Raw genomic sequence first — 19549 nt, forward strand, 5'->3', positions numbered from 1 at the left:
GGACTTGTATCCCGTCCCAACGAAGCAGCCGCGGCACCACCACACGACCCGGACCCCCGGTCCGGGCCCCGCTGGGTCTTGCGCCCCGCGCCGTCCCCTTCCCTTTCCCCGTCGCACAGTGAGGTGCTGGAAAGATGGACCGCACGTTTCACGCCCGTTCACGCAGAATCGCCCCGCTCGTAGCGGTGGCGGCGGCATCCGCCCTCCTGGTCGCCGGCTGCTCCAGCAGCTCGGGCGGCAAGAAGGCGGAGGAGAGCAGCGCCGACGGGTCGGCCGGCAAGGCCAACACGCCCCGGATGACGGTCGCGCTGGTCACGCACCAGGCCCCCGGCGACACGTTCTGGGACATCGTCCGCAAGGGTGCCGAGGCCGCGGCCGCCAAGGACAACATCAAGCTCGTCTACTCCGCGGACCCGAACGCGGGCACCCAGGCCAACTTCGTCCAGAACGCGATCGACCAGAAGGTCGACGGCATCGCCATCACCCTCGCCAAGCCGGACGCCATGAAGGACGTCGTGGGCAGGGCGAAGTCGGCGGGCATACCCGTGGTCGGGCTCAACTCCGGTGTCAGCGACTGGAAGAAGCTCGGTCTGATGTCGTTCTTCGGCCAGGACGAGACGGTGGCGGGCGAGGCGCTCGGCAACAAGCTGAACGCGGAAGGCGCCAAGAAGGCCGTCTGCGTGATCCAGGAGCAGGGCAACATCGGCCTGACCCAGCGCTGCGACGGCGTGAAGAAGACGTTCAGCGGCTCGACGCAGACGCTCTACGTCAACGGCACCGACATGCCGTCCGTGAAGTCGACGATCACCGCGAAGCTCAAGCAGGACAAGGGCATCGACTACGTCGTCGCCCTCGGCGCCCCCTTCGCCCTGACCGCCGTGCAGTCGGCGGGCGACGCCGGCAGCAAGGCGAAGATCGCCACCTTCGACCTCAACAAGGACCTGACCACGGCCATCGGCAAGGGCACCATCCAGTTCGCCGTCGACCAGCAGCCCTACCTCCAGGGCTATCTGGCGGTCGACTCCCTCTGGCTCTACAAGAACAACGGCAACTACAGCGGCGGCGGTGAGCAGCCGACCCTGACCGGCCCGGCCTTCGTCGACAAGAGCAACGTCGACGCCGTCGCCAAGTTCGCCTCGAAGGGCACCCGGTGATGAGCATGGCCCAACAGGCTGAGCCGGCGGTGACCACACCGCCGGCCCCCGGCCCCAAGGAGACCGACGGACGGACGGCGCAACGCCCCCTGGCGCTCAGACTGCTCGCCCGCCCCGAGGTCGGCGTCTTCCTCGGTGCGGTCGCCGTGTTCGTCTTCTTCCTCGCGGCGGCGCCGTCGGTCCGCTCCGGCAGCTCGATGGCGACCGTGCTCTACCAGTCGTCGACGATCGGCATCATGGCCCTGCCGGTGGCCCTGCTGATGATCGGCGGCGAGTTCGACCTGTCGTCCGGCGTCGCGGTGATCACCTCGGCGCTCACCGCGAGCATGCTCAGCTACCAACTGACCATGAACGTCTGGGCCGGTGTGATCACCGCCCTCGTGGTGTCACTGGCGGTCGGCGCGTTCAACGGCTGGATGATGGTCCGCACCGGGCTGCCGAGCTTCCTCGTCACCCTCGGCACCTTCCTGATCCTGCAAGGCGTGAATCTCGCGATCACCAAGCTGGTGACCGGCAACGTGGCCACCGACGACATCAGCAACATGGACGGCTTCGGCCAGGCGCGGAAGATCTTCGCCTCGTCCTTCGACGTCGGCGGCGTCCAGGTGAAGATCACCATCGTATGGTGGCTGGTCTTCGCCGCGCTCGCCACCTGGGTGCTGCTCCGCACCAAGTACGGCAACTGGATCTTCGCGGTCGGCGGCAATCAGGAGAGCGCCCGCGCGGTCGGTGTACCGGTGACCTTCACCAAGATCACGCTGTTCATGACCGTGGGCTTCGGTGCCTGGTTCGTGGGCATGCACCAGCTTTTCTCCTTCAACACCGTGCAGTCGGGCGAGGGCGTCGGCCAGGAGCTGATCTACATCGCCGCCGCGGTGATCGGCGGCTGCCTGCTCACCGGCGGCTACGGCTCCGCGATCGGCCCGGTCTTCGGGGCCTTCATGTTCGGCATGGTGAACCAGGGCATCGTCTACGCCGGTTGGAACCCCGACTGGTTCAAGGCCTTCCTCGGCGTGATGCTGCTCGGCGCCACGCTCATCAATCTGTGGGTCCGCCGCACGGCGACCCGGAGGTGAACCGACTCATGACCACCAAGGGTTCCGGCCCCTCCGGCGCCGTACTCCAGGACACCCCGGCCGACGACGGCGCCGCCCCGATCGTCGAACTCCGCGCCGCCGGCAAGTCGTACGGCAACATCCGCGCCCTGCACGGTGTCTCCCTCACCGTCCGCCCGGGCCAGGTCACCTGCGTCCTCGGCGACAACGGCGCCGGCAAGTCCACCCTCATCAAGATCATCTCCGGGCTGCACCAGCACACCGAGGGCGAGTTCCACGTCGACGGGCGGCCGGTCCGCTTCGGCAGCCCGCGCGAGGCCCTCGACGCCGGCATCGCCACCGTCTACCAGGACCTCGCCACGGTCCCGCTGATGCCGGTCTGGCGGAACTTCTTCCTGGGCTCCGAGATGACCCGCGGCCCCTGGCCGGTACGACGCCTGGACATCGCGCGGATGAAGCGGACCGCCGACCAGGAACTGCGCAACATGGGCATCGTCCTGGACGACCTGGACCAGCCCATCGGCACCCTGTCCGGCGGCCAGCGCCAGTCCGTGGCCATCGCCCGCGCCGTCTACTTCGGCGCCCGCGTGCTCATCCTCGACGAGCCGACCGCCGCGCTCGGCGTCAAGCAGTCCGGCGTCGTCCTCAAGTACATCGCCGCCGCCCGCGACCGCGGACTCGGCGTCATCTTCATCACCCACAACCCGCACCACGCCTACATGGTCGGTGACCACTTCAGCGTCCTGCGCCTTGGCACCATGGAGCTCAGCGCGGACCGCGACGAGGTGGGCCTGGAGGAGCTCACCAACCACATGGCGGGCGGCGCCGAACTCGCCGCGCTCAAGCACGAACTGGCGCAGGTACGCGGCGTCGACGTCGAGGGGCTCCCGGAGGCCGAGGACCTCCAGGCCACCGCCCCCGTACCGGCCACCGAGGAAGGGACCCCCTGACATGACCCAAGCCCTGGACCGCATCCGGGTCGGCTCGGCCCCGGACTCCTGGGGCGTCTGGTTCCGCGACGACCCGCACCAGGTGCCCTGGGAACGCTTCCTGGACGAGGTCGCCGAGGCGGGCTACTCCTGGATCGAGCTCGGCCCGTACGGCTATCTGCCGACCGACCCGGCCCGGCTCGCCGACGAGGTGGCCGCCCGCGACCTGCGGGTGTCGGCCGGGACGGTCTTCACCTCCCTGCACCACGGGCCGGCCGTGTGGGACGCCACCTGGGAGCACGTCGGCCAGGTCGCCGCGCTCACCCGCGCCATGGGCGCCCGGCATCTCGTCGTCATCCCCTCCTTCTGGCGCGACGACAAGACCGCCGAGCTCCTCGAACCGCGGGAGCTGACCGCCGAGCAGTGGGCCCATCTGACCAAGGGCATGGAACGGCTCGGCCACGAGGTCAGGGAGACGTACGGTCTCGACATCGTCGTCCACCCGCACGCGGACACCCACATCGACACCGAGGACCACGTCGAACGCTTCCTCGACTCCACCGACTCCGACCTCGTCAACCTGTGCCTGGACACCGGGCACTACGCCTACTGCGGCGGCGACAGCGTCAAGCTCATCGAGACCTACGGCGAACGCATCGGCTACCTCCACCTCAAGCAGGTGGACCCCGCCGTCCTCGCCGACGTCGTCGAGAACGAGGTGCCGTTCGGTCCCGCCGTGCAGCGCGGCGTGATGTGCGAACCCCCCACGGGCGTACCGGATCTGGAGCCGGTGCTGGCCGCCGCCCAGCGACTGGGCGTCGACCTGTTCGCCATCGTCGAGCAGGACATGTACCCCTGCGAACCGGACAAGCCGCTGCCCATCGCCGTCCGCACCCGCGCGTTCCTCCGCTCCTGCGGCGCCTGACCACCCGAAGGGACCACCGACCACCATGACCCAGCACGCAACCCTCGGGGTCGCCGTCATCGGCACCGGCCGGATGGGCGCCGACCACGTGCGCCGCATCTCCGAGGTGACCAGCGGGGCGCGGGTGAGCGCCGTCGTGGACATCGACGCCGAGCGGGCCAAGCAGCTCGCCGACGGCATCTCCGGCTGCACCGCGTACACGGACCCGGCCGCCGCGCTGGCCGCGGACGACGTCGACGCCGTGATCGCCGCCTCCCCCGGACCCGCGCACGAGGCGGCGCTCCTCACCGCCTTCGAACACGACCTGCCGGTGCTGTGCGAGAAGCCGCTCACCCCGGACGCGGCGTCGGCGCTGCGGGTCATGGAGGCCGAACAGCGGCTCGGTCACCGGCGGGTCCAGGTCGGGTTCATGCGGCGCTACGACGCCGAGTACCTGAGGCTCAAGGCGCTGCTGGACAGCGGTGAGCTGGGCCGGCCGCTGATGCTGCACAACCGGCACCGCAACGCCGACGTCCTGCCGTACTTCACCGAGCAGATGCTCATCAACGACTCCGTCGTCCACGAGATGGACGTCGCCCGCTGGCTGCTGGACCAGGAGATCACCGCGATCACGGTGATGAAGCCGAGGCCCTCGGGCAAGGCGCCCGAGGGCCTGTCCGACCCGCAGTTCGTCGTGTTCGAGACGGACGGGGGCGTCCTGGTCGACGTGGAGATCTACGCGAACTGCCGCTTCGGCTACCAGGTGCAGGCCGAGGCGGTCTGCGAGAACGGCACGGCACGCATCGGCGAGGCGCACGGGATGCTGGTCAACACGGCCGGACGGTGGGGCGGTTCCATCGCCCCCGACTTCGTGGAGCGCTTCGTAAACGCGTACGACCGTGAGGTGCAGGCCTGGGTCGACGCCACTCTGCGCGGCGAGGTCACCGGCCCGAGCAGCTGGGACGGCTACGCGGCGGCCGCCGTCTGCGAGGCGGGGGTGCGTGCCCAGGCGGAGGGCCGCCGGACGGAGGTCGAGCTGATCGACCGGCCCGCGCTGTACCGCTGAACCGGCGGCCGTCCACCCGGCGGCCGCCCCGGCGGTTCCCGCGGCCTTCCCGCTTCGGGACGACCGGTCGCGGTACCGGGGCGCCGCTCGGGCACCGCCGGATCGGGCGTGCGCGGCGCCCCGGCCGTCGTCCGCGCCTGCGGGCGGCCCGGAGACACCTACGGTCCGTCCCCGCCGCGCGCGCATCCGGGCGGGGGTCGCACACGACTCGTCGGCCGCGGGCGTCCGCCCACGTGACCATCACCCCTCGCGCCGGATTCGACCAGCCGTCCCAGGCGTTGCCGCTTCCACACGGTGCTTGCCGGAACGCTCACCGCCAAGCCCGTTGACCAGGAGTGACGAATCTCCCCGATTACACTGCAGGCGGCCGGTCACGTAGTGCGGCCGCCTGCCGCACCATGCCGCCGCGTCCGCGGCCCGACAGGGCGCGACGCCCCGTGGACAACACCCGACGTGCCGGCCGGAACGTCGCCACAGGCACAGGAGAGCCAGAGATGAGCATGCCCGAGTCGCTGAGAGTGCGCCGGGAAGTGTCCCCGGTGGAGTTGTTCTACGACCTCGTCTTCGTCTTCGCGGTCTCCCAGCTCTCCCACCACCTCCTGGAACACCTCACTTGGCGGGGCGCCGCGGAGACCGCCGTGCTGCTGGTCGCCGTCTTCGGCACCTGGGTCTACACCAGCTACGTGGCCACGCTGCTCGACGTCCACCGTGACGTCACCCGATGGATGGTGGTCATCGTCATGGGCCTGGGGTTGTTCATGAACTCCGCGATTCCCCGCGCCTTCGGGGAACGGGCCTGGGTCTTCGTCGTAGCGCTGCTGCTGATCCTGTTCTTCGTCTGTGCCGTGACCGCCGTGGCCGGCCGAACCGACACGCTGCGTGAGCACTTCCGCCGCACCCTGATCTGGATCTTGGCCTCCGCCCCGCTGTGGATCGTCGGAGCCATCGTGGGCTCCGGGGCCCGCCTGTGGTGGTGGGCCGTTGCCGCCTTGATCGACCTCACCGGCACCTGGCTGGCCCACCCGCTGCCCGGCCGCGCCCTCAGCAGCCAGGAACTCCCCTTCGACGCCGATCACATGATCGAACGCCTCCGGCTGTTCTTCATCATCATCCTCGGTGAAACCGTCCTCACCACAGGCACCGCCATGGCCAACGCCCCTGTCGACGTGTCCAGTGTGCTCGCGGCCATCGGCGCGTTCACCGCCCTGGTCTGCCTGTGGGCGGTCTACTTCGGCGGTGCCGAGGACGCCTTCACCACTGCCGTCGCCACCACCACCGATCCCTTGCGGTCAGTCCGGATGGGCACGAACAGCGCCTACGCCGTACTGGCCGCCCTGGTTGCCCTCGCTGTCGGCAGCGAACTCGCCATCGTCCACCCTCTCGGCCACGGCTCCCTCGCCCTTGCCTTCCTCCTTTTCGGCGCCCCAGCGCTCTATCTCGCCGCCACCGCCTGGTTCTTCCGCACCACCACCCATGGAGCCTGGACCGAACGACTTCTCGCCTGCGCCGCCTGCCTGGCGGCCGGCATCGCTGCTATCTGGCTGCCCGCGCTCGCCTCCCTCGCCGTCCTCGACATCATCCTCATCGCGACCGCCACCGCCCTCTCGCACGTCCACAAGAATCTGACACGCTCTCTGCACGCCACCCCCGAAACCTGACGCCCTGCCAGGACCGGTGCGACATGATCCGGCCCAATGGCTCGCGAAGCCCATCGACAAGGGTCCGGCGGCTGTCCGTCAGATCGCCCACCGGGTGCGGTCCCGCGTTGCTGCCCGCCGTCCGCGCGGTGTCGTTCTCCGAGAGCCGGGCCACGCTCGGGGGCATCAAGCACACCGTGCCGCAGGTGACGGATCTGACCTGCCCCACCTCTCAGGTTCCAGTTCTGCCGGCTGACTGACGGCCTTCACGAAAGGCTGCCGGACATTTCCTGCGCCTGCTCCGCCGCCTCCGAGCAGCAGGAGCCGTTGACGGGCTCAGTCCTCTGACGGAACGTCAAGTTGATGGTCGGTAGCCCAGGAAGCGAGGGTACGCAGCCGTTCGTGGGTGGGGGTGCCGACGGCGGCGGTCCAGATGACGAGCTGCTGCTCCGGGTCGGTGCTGGCCGTGAGCGTGTCCCAGTCGAGGGACAGTTCACCGACGACGGGGTGGTTGAGCTTCTTGGATCCGACGGCGCGGGTGGCCACGCGGTGGGCGGCCCACCACTGGCGGAAGTGGGGGTCGAGGACGGACAGTTCGCCGACGAGCGCGGTGAGGCGGGGGTCGTCGGGATACTTGGCGGCCTCCATGCGCAACTGGGCGACGGCCGTACGTGCGACGTTCTCCCAGTCGGCGTACAACGTGCGCATGGCCGGGTCGGTCATCAGGATCCGGAGGAAGTTGCGGTGCTTCTCGGAGATCGTCGCGAAGTCCGTGATGAGGGCGGCCGCAAGCTGGTTCCAGGCGATGATGTCCCCGCGCCGTCCGAGGACGATGGCGGGTGTGGCACTGAGGTCGTCCAGCAGTCGCTGGAGCTGCGGCTGGACCTTCTGCCGGGCGCGATTGCGCGGGCGCGGGGTCTGCTTCCCGGCGAGACCGAAGACGTAGGTGCGCTGGTCGTCGTCGAGGTGCAGGGCCTGTGCCAGAGCGATCAGAACCGCTGTGGACGGCTGGAGGCGGCCCTGCTCCAGCCGGGTGTAATAGTCGGTGGAGATCGCGGTGAGCTGAGCCACCTCTTCGCGACGCAGGCCACCGACGCGGCGCCGCCGTGGCGGGTCGGGAAGGCCGACGGTGCGGGGGGCGAGTTCGGCCCGGCGGGCCTTGAGGAACTCGCCCAGCTCGTTCAGATGCGCGTCAGGGCTCATGAAGTCAGTCTCGCATCGCCGTTCCCGCGCGAAGGGGGGAGAGTTTCTTCCCAGGATGATTCTCTCCCATGAAAAGACCCTCCCCTTTTCTTGCTCCAAAGTCGGCGTGAGGATTGTGCGTGCGGCTGTCGGAAAGACAGAGCGTCCCTTCTTCGGATGGAAAGTCCGAGGGGGGTCGTTGTGCAGCCACCAGCCTCCAAAGAGCGCGGCCGACCCCGGAATGGGTGCCCGCTCTGCATGATTCGAACCCATGGAGAGCACGACATGGCGCAGGAACCCTCCGCCGCGCAGAAGGCCATCAAGCCTCGGTCCACGGTCGACCGCCCGGAGAGCACCTGGCTGCAGAAGGTCACGGAGGAGCAGTACCGCGGCCCTCGCACCCGCAGCAACTGATCACACAGGCACACAAGCCCGCTCAGGGGCCGAAACGCGAGTGGAAAGACCCCACCCGGCTTCGAGGCCCTTGAACGGCACCCCCCGCACCAACCCTTTCATCGGAGACTGACCATGACACAACTCCTCGCGGGCAAGACGGCTGTCATCACCGGCGCCAGCAAGGGCATCGGACGAGCGACGGCGGAACTCTTCGCCGCCGAAGGCGCCAACGTCGTCATCACGGCGCGCAACCAGGCCGGCATCGACGACGTCGTCGGCACGATCACCGAGGCCGGCCACACCGCCATCGGTGTCGTCGCCGACTCCGCCGACCCCGCCGCCCCGAGCGCTGTCTTCGGCAAGGCGATCGAGGCGTTCGGCCAGGTCGACATCCTCGTGAACAACGCCGGTTACGGCGACATGTACGCGATCGAGGAAACGACCGATGAGCACTTCGAAGAAGTGGTCCAGATCAACTACTTCGGCGTGTTCCGCTTCTGTCGCGAGGCGGTCCAGCACTTCATCCCGCGCGACGAAGGCGTGATCGTCAACGTGACGTCGGTCAACGGCTCGCTGCCGGTGTGCGGTGTCGCCTACACCTCGACCAAGGGCGCGGTGAACACGATGACCAAGAACATCGCGCTCCGCTTCGCGGGCACCGGCATTCGCTGCAACGCGGTCGCTCCCGGGGAAACCGACACGCCGATGATGCAGGCCTGGGCCGCCGGCGAACTGCCGGGCGGTTCGACCATGCTCGAGTACGCCGCCACCTACTCGAACACGAAGCTGGCGCCGACGCAGCCGATCGACCAGGCGAACGCCATTCTGTATCTCTCCAGCGACATGAGCCGAGCGGTCACGGGCCGCGTTCTCACCGTCGACAATGGCGCATACATGTACTAGTGAGAAAAAGCACGGCATGGAGAAGGTCGAAGTCATGCTCGACGAACATGACTTCACGGTCGAGTTGAACGACAACAAGACCGTCGACAGCCTGCTCCGTCATCTCCCGATGGACATAACGGTGGGCGAGGACGGCGGACAACGCTATTACGGTCCGACGCCCACGCCCCTTCCCGTCGACGGGGCCCCGGCCACGTCGAGTCCGCGCAGGGGCGACCTGTGCTACTCCAAGTTCTGGAATGCCGTCGTCATTTCTACGGCAACGGCAAGATGGCGCCGTTCGTCCTGGTGCACCTCGGCGATGTCCGGGAAGACGTAGGGCTACTGAACCTCTCCAAGTACCAGTACAGGATGACGATCAAACCGGCGTGACGCCCACCCCGGGGGGAAACGACAGGCTTCGCAGTCACACCCCAGGAACGGATCATGACAACGCAACAGCACAAGATCGGCTCGGGCTTCGGGTTCGGCAGCACCGCCGCCGAAGTCCTGAACGGTATCGACCTCACCGGAAAGCTCGCGATCGTCACCGGCGGCTACTCCGGCATCGGACTGGCGACGACCCGCGCGCTGGTCGCGGCCGGAGCCCATGTCGTCGTCCCCGCGCGGCGGCCCGAGGCCGCCCAGGCCGCGATCGCGGATCTGGACGACGTGGAGGTCGACGAACTCGATCTCTCCGACCTCGACAGCGTCCGCGCCTTCGCGGAGCGCTTCCTCGCCTCCGATCGCGCCATCGACCTGCTCATCAACAACGCCGGCATCATGGCCTGCCCCGAGACCCGCGTGGGCCCGGGCTGGGAGGCGCAGTTCGCGACCAACCACCTCGGCCACTACGCCCTCGTCAACCACCTCTGGCCCACGCTCGCACAAGGCGGCGCGCGTGTCGTATCGACCTCCTCGCTGGGGCACCAGCTCTCGGACATCCGCTGGGACGACGTCCAGTGGGAGCGCGGCTACGACAAGTGGCAGGCGTACGGGCAGGCGAAGACGGCGAACATCCTCTTCGCCGTACAGCTCGACGCGCTCGGCAAGGACTCCGGCGTGCGGGCGTTCGCGGTCCACCCCGGCAACATCATGACCGACCTGCAGCGCCATCTGCCCCAAGAGGAGATGGTCGCCTTCGGCTGGGTCGACGAGCAGGGCAACATGCTGGCGACCGACTTCAAGACGCCCGAGCAGGGCGCGTCGACCCAGGTGTGGGCCGCCACCTCCCCGCAGCTCGTCAACACCGGCGGCGTCTACTGCGAGGACACCGACGTCGCGGACATCAGGCCCGTGAGCCAGAGCAGCGGTGTGGAGGGCCTCGGCCCGGGCGTGGCGGCGTACGCGATCGACCGTGAGGCCGCGGCACGCCTGTGGCGGCTCTCGGCCGACCTGACCGGCGTGCACGCGTTCCCCGCGGCCTCCTGACGACGCGTACCCCGGCAGGACCGTCACCTGCCCACACGGTGCGGAACACGGACACGGCACCGCCGCGAACCGGTTCCTCGCCCTGTGGGCAGGCCCGACGGTCGACCGCCTGAAGCTCGGCCGATCGACAGAGGCAGCCGCGACGGTCGACGCCGAGCCGGATTTTCGCCCCTTTGTTGCTCCTCGCCGCCCGGATCGAGGAGCTTCTTGACGCCCACCCTCATTCCCAGGTCCTGATGGCCATGGCTTGAACCGGGCGAACGTGGACGCGGCGCGACAACTCGCCGACCAGGACGCTCGATACGGCATCACCGGCAGCGGCTTCTGCGCTACCGGAATTCATTCGCAGTGCATTGGCCTTCAGGCCGGTGGTGAAGCGAATCTGATGGCGGCGACGCGGAGCGTCGCGGATTCAGGTCCGGCGGAGCCGGACACCGCAGTTCCTCGTCTGCGGTGCGGAGCGTCGCGCGGGCTGGTCCCGGCGGAGCCGGGCGGTGCTCACACCGGCCGGTTCTGCTGTTCGATGTACTGCCTGACCACGCTGAGCGGGGCGCCGCCGACGGTTCCGGCGAAGTAGGAGCCGGACCACAGCTTGTTGGCCCTCCAGTAGTGGCGTACCAGGTCGGGGAACTCCTGGCGCAGGCGGCGGGAGGAGACGCCCTTGAGGGAGTTGACCAGTTTGGTCACGGCGACCTTGGGCGGGAAGTTCACCAGCAGGTGGACGTGGTTGTTCTCGCCGTTGAACTCCACCAGCTCGCATTCGAAGTCCCTACACACCGACCGCATGATCTCTTCCATACGCTTCAAGTGGGCATCGGTGAACACCTTGTGCCGGAACTTGGTCACGAAGACCAAGTGGACGTGCATCACGAAAGCGCAGTGCCTACCAGTTCTGATTTCATGCATGTCGCCCATAACCCAAGTATGTATCGTAATGGTCATGCAGCTCCGGTACTCCTTCAGGTTGTACCCGGACACCGGCCAACAGAGAGCGTTGGCGAGGGCGTTCGGGTGCGCCCGTGTCGTGTTCAACGACGCGGTCCGCGCCCGTGAGGAGGCCAGAGCGGCCAAGCAGCCGTTCCCCAAGGCCGCAGAGCTGTCGAAGAGGCTGATTACCGAGGCGAAACAGACGGTGGAGCGGTCCTGGCTGGGCGAGGTCTCCGCGGTGGTGCTCCAGCAGTCCCTGCGGGACGTCGAGACGGCGTACCGCAACTTCTTCGCCTCCCTCAAGGGTGGTCGCAAGGGGCCCAGGATGGGTGCTCCCCATTTCAAGTCCCGCAAGGACAAGCGGCAGTCGATCCGGTTCACCGCCAACGCCCGCTGGTCCATCACCGACAGTGGCCGTCTGAACCTGCCGAAGATCGGCGCGGTGAAGGTGAAGTGGTCCCGCACGCTGCCCACCACGCCCTCCTCCGTCACCGTCATCAAGGACGCGGCCGGGCGGTACTTCGCCTCCTTCGTCATCGACACCGACCCCGCCGCCGACCAGGCACGGATGCCCGAAACCGACCGCACCATCGGCATCGACCTCGGCCTCACCCACTTTGCCGTCCTGTCCGACGGCACGAAAATTGACTCCCCGCGTTTTCTGCGGCGCGCGGAGAAGAAGCTGAAGAAGGCCCAGCGGGAGCTGTCCCGCAAACAGAAGGGAAGCAAGAACCGCGAAAAGGCCCGCCTGAAGGTCACCCGCGCTCACGCCAAGGTCACCGACGCCCGCCGCGAGTTCCACCACCAGCTCTCCACCAGGCTGATCTCCGAGAACCAAGGGATCGCCGTGGAGGACCTGTCGGTGGCGGGACTGGCCCGCACCAGACTGGCCAAGTCCGTGCACGACGCCGGATGGTCCTCGTTCGTCAGCATGCTGGAGTACAAAGCGGCCCGGTACGGCCGCACCCTGGTCACGATCGGCCGGTTCGAGCCGACCTCCCAGACCTGCTCGACATGCGGCGCCGTGGACGGACCCAAACCCCTCAGCGTCCGGAAATGGACCTGTACCGCCTGCGGCAGCGTCCATGACCGGGACCACAATGCCGCGATCAACGTGAAGACGGCCGCCGGACTGGCGGTATCGGCCTGCGGAGCGCCGGTAAGACCAGGAGCGATCCCGGCACAGCGCGAAGAAGCAGGAAGCCACGGACTCCCGACCCAAGCCCGTGCCGCGTAGCGGCACAGCAACGATCGAGAAGGCCAGAATCCTCGGGCTTCAGCCCGAGGAGCAAGTCAATGCGCGAGCACTGTCTCGGCGCACAGGCGGCATCGGGCCTGCTGCCCGACCGGGACCGCGACCGGGGCTCGGCGTACTTGCTGCTGGGTCAGAGCTCGGAGACGAGCCCGCAGGCTACAGGACGGTGACGGCGCGGCTGCGTAGCGTCTGCGACGGGGAGTCGCCGAACCGCTGCCGGTACTGTTGGGCGAACCGGCCGAGATGGTGAAAGTGCCACCGACTCGCGATGTCGCTGACCGACGGCCCGTTCCCCGCCAGCAGGTCGCCGCGGGCACCGTCGAGCCGCACGTTGCGGATGAACTCGCTCGGGGTGACCCCCGCGAACCGGCGAAAGCCTGACTGCAGCGTACGTACAGTGACCCCGGCGACCAGGGCAAGGTCGTCGACGGTCAGGGCGTCCTGCGCTCCGGCCCGGATGTAGTCCATGACGTAGCGGATCCGCGCGTCCGCGTCCTGATCATCCGCGTCGCGGTTCAGCGACGGCGTGAGGTCGCTGCGGGCCACCAGCAGTACCTGGGTCATCAGCGCCGATTCGAGCTCCCGCTGCACGGCGCGCATGGTGGCCAGGCCGCCCTCCTGAGCGAGCTGCTGGTAGTAGAACGCCACGGCCGAGGACAGCGAGCGGCCGGGCGCGTCGTTCAGCGGGAACGTGAGGCCGAACGCGATCGGCGCCACCACCGGGCGCCCCGCCAGCTTCGCCGCGTGCTCCTCGAACGTGCGCCGGGAGATCTTCAGGTGGTACTGGGCCGAGTCGGCGCTCCAGTCGATCAGCACCGGCTCGTCCGGGCCGAAGATCACGCCGCGGCGGTCACCGTCGGCCCTGAAGCCGCTGCGGCGGCCCGACTGCTCCACCCTGCAGCTGCCCGAGACCAGCAGGTTCACGTGGTAGCAGTCCCGCATCGCCGGCCCCGTGATGCGGGCACGCTTGCCGTACGCCATGCGCCCGACGGTGACCGTGGGCGTCACCGCGGAGTCCAGCCGGAAGGACATGCCGTCGCGGCCGTCGAGCGTCATCTCGTGCTCGGCGAAGGTCCGCTCCACGTACTCGTGCGCCGCGTCGGGATCGGTGGTCTTGAACGTGCGGTGCACCGCACCGACCGAGAGCACCGGACCGGGCATCGTCACCTCCGGTGAGTTGTGAGAGGCGCCACACGTCATCGTACACAATATTTTTTACGGCGACCGTGGCTTCGCGCGTCGGATGTCCGGTGCACCCGCCGGACGTCCATTTCGCCGAGCGGACAGGCCTTCGCCCCGCGGATTGTGCCCCAGGTCACTCATTCCTACCGTTGCGCGGCGTTCACCGAACCCACGACGACACCGCACGGGAGACCCGAATGAGCCAGATCGCACCCCCGCGCCCCGTCGAGCGGACGCCCGTCGCCGGCGACTGCCCTGGCTGCGGCCGGGCCGGTCTCGCCGCGTACGACGTGGTCGGCGAGACCGGGTGGACCCACGTGGTCAAGTGCCGGCACTGCCTGACCTCGGTCCGCCGCACGCCGGCGAACCGGCTCGGACCGATCAACCTGCTCGTCGACCAGCTCTGAGCCGGAGGGCTCCACTCGCGGGCCCAACTCATCCCGGCCACTCCCCCGATCCACTATCCGAAGGAAGAACCACATGATCGCCGTTGATGTAGGCGGAACCTTCACCGACGTCGTCGGCTGGCGCGACGGCAAGATCCTCACCACCAAGGTGTCCACCGAGTACACCGACGTCGCCGCGCCCGTGCTGCGCGGCGCGGAGCGCCTCGGTGTCGACGGATCGACCGTCTTCAACCACGCCAGCACGCACGGTCTGAACGCGGTGATCACACGCAAGCTCCCGAAGATCGGCTTCCTGGCGACCGAGGGGCACCGCGACATCCTGGACATGGGTCGCGTGTGGCGGCCGTCCGACGCGATGCTCGATCCCGGCTGGCGGCGCAGCTTCGGCGACGCCGCGAAGCCGCTGATCGACCGCTACCTGCGGCGCGGCATCGGCGAGCGGATACTCGCGGGCGGCGAAGTGCTGTTCAAGCTCGACGAGGCCCAGGCCCGCGCCGAGATCGAGACGCTGGCCCGCTGCGGCGTCGAGGGCGTCGCGATCTGCCTGATCAACGCGTACGTCAACCCCGCCCACGAACTGCGGCTGCGCGAGCTGGTCCGGGAGATCGTGGGTGACGTTCCCGTGTCGATCTCCAGCGAGGTCTCCCCGCTGGCCAAGGAGTACGCGCGGGCTTCCACCACGGTGATCGACACGCTGATGAAGATCATCTACTCCGACTACACCGACCGGCTGTCCGCCGGCCTCACCGGGCTCGGTTTCACGGGCTCGCTGAACTTCGCGGACTGCGCGGCCACGCTGGTGCCGGCCGAGCACGCGATGGCGAAGCCGTTCCGCATCGTGTTCTCCGGGCCGGCGGCCGGCACCGTCGCCTGCGCCCACTTCGGCAAACTGACAGGCCGGACCGAGCTGTTGTGCGCCGACGTCGGCGGCACGAGCTGTGACATCAGCGTGGTGACCGGCGGCGAGCCGTTCGTGAACACGTCGTTCGAGCTGGAGCACGACCTCGTGGTCAACGCGCTCGCCAATGACATCTCCAGCATCGGTGCCGGTGGCGGCTCCATCGTGCGCATCGGCGGGGGCGGCGAGATCCAGGTGGGCCCGGACAGCGCCCGCGCCGAGCCGGGCCCGGCGTGCTTCGGTCGCGGCGGTACCGCACCCACCACCACCGACACCTGCCTGATGATCGGCATCCTGGACCCCGACGGCTTCGCAGGCGGCGAGGTGGCCATCGACCGGAGCCTGTCCCAGCGCGCGTTCGAATCGCTCGAGACCCCGTTCACGCTGCAGCAGCGGGTGCGCTACGCCTACGAGATGGCCGTGCACAACATGGCCGAGGGTCTGTTCAACGTGGCCATCAAGAACGGCGTCGACCCGCGCGACTACAGCCTGGTGGCGTTCGGGGCGGCCGGCCCCATGCTGCTGCCCGCCGTGCTCGACGCCGTGCGGTGCAAGGAGGTGATCGTCCCGCCGAGCCCCGGCCTGTTCTCGGCACTCGGGCTGCTGTCGGCGGACCAGGTGTTCACGGTCAACCGCAGCGCCTACCTGATGCTCGACGACGCGAACGCCGAGCGCATCGACGCCATCTTCGTGGAGATGGAGCACGAGCTGCGGGCCCAGGTGGGCGATGGCGACGTCGAGCTGCAGCGCAGCATGGACGCCCACCTGGTGGGCCAGAGCTGGGAGACGCCGTTCATCCCGGTGCCCGACGGCACGCTGGACGCCGACGCGGTGGCCGCCATGGTGGCCGGCTTCCACGACACCTACGAGTCGCGGTCCGACAACCGGTTCGAGGCGATGCCCGTCGAGGGCGTCACGTTCCGCGTCCGCGCCGTGCTGAAGACCGACAAGATCGAGTACCCGAAGCTCCCCGCGCGCGGTGACGTGCCACTGCTCCCCGTGGGCACCCGCACGCTGCGCTACCTGGGCGACACCTCGGACGGCGGCGACGGTGACCGGACCGCCACCGTCTACGACCGCGAGTCGCTGCGCGCCGGCGACGAGATCGTCGGCCCCGCCATCGTGCACGAGGGCCTGTCCACCACGCACATCGGCGCGAGCCAGAGCGCCACCGTCGGCGAGTACGGCGAGATCGTCATCCGGAGGAACCACTGATCATGACCGACACCATCGAACCCGCCGTGCGGCAGGCCGACCGGATCCGTGACCTGTCCGACGACGACTTCGCGGCCCGGTACGGCAGCGACCGATTCACCGCGTCGGTCCTGCGCAACCGGCTCGACTACATCGTCGAGCACATGTCCACCGGCTTCATGCGGGAGGCCTTCTCCCCCATCATCCGCGACTGGTACGACTTCGCCTGCACCATCAGCGGCCCGCCGGAGCAGGGCTACCCGATGGCCGGGGTGAGCAACAGCCTCATGGTGTTCCTGGGCACCATGGGCGACGCGGTGCGCAACACCGTGGTCGAGTACGGCCCGGAGAACCTGCGCCCCGGCGACGTACTGATCTGCAACGACCCGTACCGCGGCGGCCGGCACGTGAACGACGTGGCGTTCATCCGCCCGGTGTTCCACGAGGGCCGGATCGTGGCGTTCGTGAACATGTGCGCGCACCAGTTGGACATGGGCGGCACCGTGCCCGGCGGGTTCTCGGCGACCAAGCGCAACGTCTACGAGAACGGCCTGGTGATCCCGCCGATGCTGCTGTGGTCGCAGGACCGGCCGGTGCGCGGCACGTTCAGCCTGATCTTCGACAACACCCGCTGGGGCAGCATGCTGTTGCCCGACTTCAAGAGCATGCTGCACCAGCTCAAGCTGGGCGAGCAGCTGGTCCACAGCAATATCGAGCGCTACGGGCTGGACGCTTTCCTGGGCAATCTGACGTACTCGTGCGACACCTCGGCGGAGCGGATGCGCGACGCCATCGCGCAGGTCCCGGACGGCGACTACCCCGGCTCCGCGCTGGTGGACGCCGACGGCCTGGACGACACCGAGGAGTACCGGGTGCACGTGACGCTGCGCAAGCGCGGCACGGAGATCGAGGTCGACCTGTCCGGTACCACCGGGCAGGCCCGCACCTGCATCAACTGTGGTGTGCTGGACACCAAGACCGCGGCCGGCGTGGCGCTGACCATGCTGCTCGACCCGACGGTGCGGTTCACCTCCGGAACGTGGCGCAACATCGACGTGGTCACCCCGGCCGGCTCGTTCGTCTCGTCGCTGCCGCCCGACGGCGGCATCATGATGTTCTGGGAGGCCTCCGGGGCGGTGGTGTCAGCGATCTTCGACGCGCTCAACCCGGTGCTGGGCGAGCGCGGCGTGGCCGGCGACTACGGCTCCACCAACACCCACAACGCGTCGGGCACGCGGGACGACGGCACGTTCTGGACCAGCGCCACCCAGTGCGGCGGCGAACACGGCCCGTGGGGCGCCACCCGGCACGGCGACGGCGACAGCTACACGGTGCTGTTCCCGCTGAACAACCTGGACCCGGCCACGGAGACCATCGAGCACGAGTCGCCGGTGGTGCTGCTGCGCAAGGAGCACGCCATCGACAGCGGCGGGCCCGGGGCGTTCCGCGGCGGCGCGGCGAACCTCAAGGACACGCTGTGGCTGACCGCCGCGGAGCAGTACCTCTCACCGTTCCGCACGAAGGAGCCGAGCGGCGTGGGCGCGAACGGCGGGCGTCCGGGCCCGAACGGCGCGATGTGGCTGTTCCCGCAGGCTGACGGCGCCGGCACCACCATGCTGGGCACGGAGCCGGAGGTCTACCGGGACAGCGTCCCGGTGGCCGGCGTGCTGGACCCGGAGGCGAAGCACCTGGACCCGGAGCACGGCCGCTACCACTACTTCGCGAGCCAGAACGTGTGGCGAACGGCGCCGAACACGGTGCTGCGCTGCCTGACCAACGGCGGCGGCGGCTGGGGCGACCCGCTCACCCGCGACCCGGAGGCGGTGCTGCGCGACGTCCGCAACGAGTACGTGAGCATCGAGGGCGCCGCCCGCGACTACGGCGTCGTGGTGGTGGGCGACCCGCACCACGACCCGGAAGGCCTGCGGATCGACGCCGCCGCCACCGCCCAACTCCGCGCGAAGTAACCACCCGGCCATCCGAAGGAGACCGACATCATGAAGGGCATCACCTTCGCGGGCGACGGCACCGTCGCCCTGACGGACTTCGCCGACCCCGAGCCCGGCCTCGGCGAGGTCGTGGTGAAGATCCGCGCGTCCGGCATGTGCGGCAGCGACCTGCACTTCTACCACGGCAATTTCGACTTCGACCACTCGGTGATCCAGGGGCACGAGCCGTGCGGCGAGGTGTACGCGGTAGGTGAGGGCGTCACCCCGGCGCAGGCCACGCCGGGCGATCGCGTGATGATCCACCACTACTTCGGCTGCGGGACCTGTCGCCGCTGCCGGGTGGGTTGGCCGCAGATGTGCGAGACCGCGCCGGGCAGGACGATGGCGGTCCACGTGAACGGCGGCCACGCGCCGTACGCGGTGGTGCCGGTGGCCGCGCTGCTGCCGATGCCGGAGCAGCTGTCGTTCAAGGCGGGCGCCGCGATCGGCTGCGGCACGGGCACCGCGTGGGGTGCGATCAAGCGGCTCGGCGGGGTGGAGGACACCGTCACCGTCGTCATCGGGCAGGGGCCCGTGGGCCTCTCGGCGACGATGTTCGCGGCTGCGACGGGCGCGAAGGTGATCGCGGTGGACGTGGACGACCGGCGGCTGGCGAAGTCGCGGGCGTTCGGCGCGGACGTGGTGGTCAATTCCCGCTCGGAGTCGCTGGCGGACGTGGTCGCGCAGTACACGCGGGGGCGGCTCGCCGACGTGGTGATGGAGACGTCCGGCCGCGCGGCCGATGACGCGTTCAGTGTGCTGGGCACGTTCGGCCGGGTGGTGTTCACGGGCCTGCCGGGCGAGGTGAAGTTCACCACGCAGGCGGTCTACAAGAAGCAGTGGACGGTGATGACGAGCTGGACGCAGTCCTCCATCGAGCAGGCGCGGTGTGCCGATTTCATCGTGGCGCACGACCTGCCCGTGGACGACCTGTACTCGCACACCTGGCGGCTGGACCAGGCGGCCGATGCCTATGCGTGGTTCGACAAACAGGACGCCGGCAAGGGCGTCTTCGAGTTCGACTGACTTCGGATCCGATCCAGACCGCTTTCGAGTCCGATG

Annotated in this window: 19 protein-coding genes; 16 read left to right on the forward strand and 3 right to left on the reverse strand. The window is 68.9% G+C overall.

Annotated elements, in window-relative coordinates:
* Positions 1 to 134 precede the first annotated feature (134 nt).
* The 6 genes from ACSYGO_RS05875 to ACSYGO_RS05900 all read left to right on the forward strand — a co-directional run bounded on the left by ACSYGO_RS05875 (position 135) and on the right by ACSYGO_RS05900 (position 6766).
* Entirely contained in the window at positions 135 to 1154 is a 1020-nt protein-coding gene (locus ACSYGO_RS05875) for a sugar ABC transporter substrate-binding protein (protein ID WP_426678313.1), read from the forward strand.
* Positions 1154 to 2230 (forward strand): ABC transporter permease, encoded by a 1077-nt coding sequence (locus ACSYGO_RS05880; protein WP_345658491.1) that lies wholly within the window; start codon positions 1154 to 1156, stop codon positions 2228 to 2230. The genes ACSYGO_RS05875 and ACSYGO_RS05880 overlap by 1 nt, the downstream gene beginning before the upstream one ends.
* 8 nt (positions 2231 to 2238) lie before the next feature.
* Entirely contained in the window at positions 2239 to 3159 is a 921-nt protein-coding gene (locus ACSYGO_RS05885; protein ID WP_460385980.1) for an ATP-binding cassette domain-containing protein, read from the forward strand.
* A 1-nt stretch (position 3160) separates the two neighbouring features.
* Positions 3161 to 4063 carry a sugar phosphate isomerase/epimerase family protein gene (locus ACSYGO_RS05890; protein WP_432187019.1) on the forward strand — a complete coding sequence of 301 codons (903 nt, stop codon included), beginning with the start codon at positions 3161 to 3163 and terminating at the stop codon, positions 4061 to 4063.
* Positions 4064 to 4088: 25 nt separating this feature from the next.
* On the forward strand, positions 4089 to 5108 hold the full coding sequence (locus ACSYGO_RS05895; RefSeq protein WP_460385981.1) for a Gfo/Idh/MocA family protein: 1020 nt from the start codon (positions 4089 to 4091) through the stop codon (positions 5106 to 5108).
* Between the two features lie 494 nt (positions 5109 to 5602).
* A complete protein-coding gene (locus ACSYGO_RS05900; RefSeq protein WP_460385982.1) occupies positions 5603 to 6766 on the forward strand; it encodes a low temperature requirement protein A in 1164 nt (387 codons plus the stop codon).
* Between the two features lie 315 nt (positions 6767 to 7081).
* On the opposite strand, the gene ACSYGO_RS05905 is transcribed toward ACSYGO_RS05900, so the two are convergent.
* Positions 7082 to 7948, reverse strand: coding sequence for a helix-turn-helix domain-containing protein (locus ACSYGO_RS05905; protein WP_460385984.1), 867 nt, complete (start codon positions 7946 to 7948; stop codon positions 7082 to 7084).
* A 264-nt stretch (positions 7949 to 8212) separates the two neighbouring features.
* Between ACSYGO_RS05905 and ACSYGO_RS05910 the strand changes: the two genes are divergently transcribed.
* From ACSYGO_RS05910 to ACSYGO_RS05925, 4 genes are all read left to right on the forward strand, one after another.
* The gene (locus ACSYGO_RS05910; RefSeq protein ID WP_426678306.1) at positions 8213 to 8341 is read left to right on the forward strand and encodes a hypothetical protein; all 129 of its coding nucleotides are present in this window, start codon (positions 8213 to 8215) and stop codon (positions 8339 to 8341) included.
* 114 nt (positions 8342 to 8455) lie between these two features.
* Positions 8456 to 9226, forward strand: coding sequence for an SDR family NAD(P)-dependent oxidoreductase (locus ACSYGO_RS05915; RefSeq protein ID WP_426678305.1), 771 nt, complete (start codon positions 8456 to 8458; stop codon positions 9224 to 9226).
* A 16-nt stretch (positions 9227 to 9242) separates the two neighbouring features.
* Complete coding sequence (locus ACSYGO_RS05920) at positions 9243 to 9545, forward strand: cyclophilin-like fold protein (RefSeq protein WP_460385985.1); 303 nt, start codon at positions 9243 to 9245, stop codon at positions 9543 to 9545.
* A 107-nt stretch (positions 9546 to 9652) separates the two neighbouring features.
* Positions 9653 to 10636, forward strand: coding sequence for an SDR family NAD(P)-dependent oxidoreductase (locus ACSYGO_RS05925; protein ID WP_460385986.1), 984 nt, complete (start codon positions 9653 to 9655; stop codon positions 10634 to 10636).
* A 498-nt stretch (positions 10637 to 11134) separates the two neighbouring features.
* Here the strand turns inward: ACSYGO_RS05925 and tnpA are convergent, their stop codons facing one another.
* Positions 11135 to 11551 (reverse strand): IS200/IS605 family transposase, encoded by a 417-nt coding sequence (tnpA, locus tag ACSYGO_RS05930; RefSeq protein ID WP_460385987.1) that lies wholly within the window; start codon positions 11549 to 11551, stop codon positions 11135 to 11137.
* Positions 11552 to 11576: 25 nt separating this feature from the next.
* Between tnpA and ACSYGO_RS05935 the strand changes: the two genes are divergently transcribed.
* Positions 11577 to 12800, forward strand: coding sequence for an RNA-guided endonuclease InsQ/TnpB family protein (locus ACSYGO_RS05935; RefSeq protein WP_460385988.1), 1224 nt, complete (start codon positions 11577 to 11579; stop codon positions 12798 to 12800).
* A gap of 59 nt (positions 12801 to 12859) precedes the next feature.
* Positions 12860 to 12988, forward strand: coding sequence for a hypothetical protein (locus ACSYGO_RS05940; RefSeq protein ID WP_426678300.1), 129 nt, complete (start codon positions 12860 to 12862; stop codon positions 12986 to 12988).
* Here ACSYGO_RS05940 and ACSYGO_RS05945 read toward each other — a convergent pair.
* On the reverse strand, positions 12975 to 13979 hold the full coding sequence (locus tag ACSYGO_RS05945; protein WP_460385989.1) for an AraC family transcriptional regulator: 1005 nt from the start codon (positions 13977 to 13979) through the stop codon (positions 12975 to 12977). The two genes, ACSYGO_RS05940 and ACSYGO_RS05945, sit on opposite strands and share 14 nt — an antisense overlap.
* Positions 13980 to 14197: 218 nt before the next feature.
* Here ACSYGO_RS05945 and ACSYGO_RS05950 point away from each other — a divergent pair, with 218 nt between their 5' ends.
* The 4 genes from ACSYGO_RS05950 to ACSYGO_RS05965 all read left to right on the forward strand — a co-directional run bounded on the left by ACSYGO_RS05950 (position 14198) and on the right by ACSYGO_RS05965 (position 19513).
* Positions 14198 to 14407, forward strand: coding sequence for a hypothetical protein (locus ACSYGO_RS05950; RefSeq protein ID WP_460385990.1), 210 nt, complete (start codon positions 14198 to 14200; stop codon positions 14405 to 14407).
* Between the two features lie 73 nt (positions 14408 to 14480).
* Positions 14481 to 16520, forward strand: coding sequence for a hydantoinase/oxoprolinase family protein (locus tag ACSYGO_RS05955; RefSeq protein WP_460385991.1), 2040 nt, complete (start codon positions 14481 to 14483; stop codon positions 16518 to 16520).
* 2 nt (positions 16521 to 16522) lie between these two features.
* The gene (locus ACSYGO_RS05960) at positions 16523 to 18466 is read left to right on the forward strand and encodes a hydantoinase B/oxoprolinase family protein (protein WP_460385992.1); all 1944 of its coding nucleotides are present in this window, start codon (positions 16523 to 16525) and stop codon (positions 18464 to 18466) included.
* Between the two features lie 30 nt (positions 18467 to 18496).
* Positions 18497 to 19513 carry an alcohol dehydrogenase catalytic domain-containing protein gene (locus ACSYGO_RS05965; RefSeq protein WP_426678295.1) on the forward strand — a complete coding sequence of 339 codons (1017 nt, stop codon included), beginning with the start codon at positions 18497 to 18499 and terminating at the stop codon, positions 19511 to 19513.
* Positions 19514 to 19549: the final 36 nt, after the last annotated feature.

The sequence above is a fragment of the Streptomyces krungchingensis genome (genome assembly GCF_054729265.1).